1 pseudogene is annotated in these 542 nt (G+C 58.1%); it reads left to right on the plus strand.

Features of this window, described 5'->3' with window-relative positions:
- Positions 1–542: pseudogene (locus tag DEQ92_RS21695) on the plus strand (RNA-guided endonuclease TnpB family protein); the annotation flags it as partial.

Here is a 542-nt window from a genome sequence, read left to right on the forward strand (position 1 = left end):
TAGAGGAATCTGGCTGCCAACCAGAAACATCTCGCGTTTCTGGTGACGACGACGGATACCACGTCACATCCAAAGCCAAAGCCGAACGCGCTCTGTACGACCAACTCCGCGACGAAACCGACCTCACCGCCAACCTCGTCCAGAAAGGCATTCGTCGGGCTGTTGAAGCAGTCAAAAGTGGAGTCGAACGCCTCAAGCGTGGAGAGAACACATCGCGACCCCACTTCTCAGCGGACAGCGCGGTGTACGACAAGCGGAGTGCGACGTTCCACCGCGACCACGTTTCCCTTTCGACCGTAGACGGCAGAATCGAGTGCGACTACATCCTCCCCGACAACTCGGAGAACCCCCCGACGAAGTACGTCTCCGACGAGGACTTTGAGTTCAGGATGGCGCACTTGCAGCACCGCGACGGAGACTGGTACTTGCACGCCTCGATGCGGAAGGTCGAAGCAGATGACGAACCTGAATCCGACTCCAAGCACAGAAAAGTCCTCGGTGTGGATTTGGGCGTCAACAATATCGCCGTCGCTTCGACGGGG

Source organism: Haloferax sp. Atlit-6N (assembly GCF_003383195.1).
GTDB lineage: Archaea > Halobacteriota > Halobacteria > Halobacteriales > Haloferacaceae > Haloferax > Haloferax gibbonsii.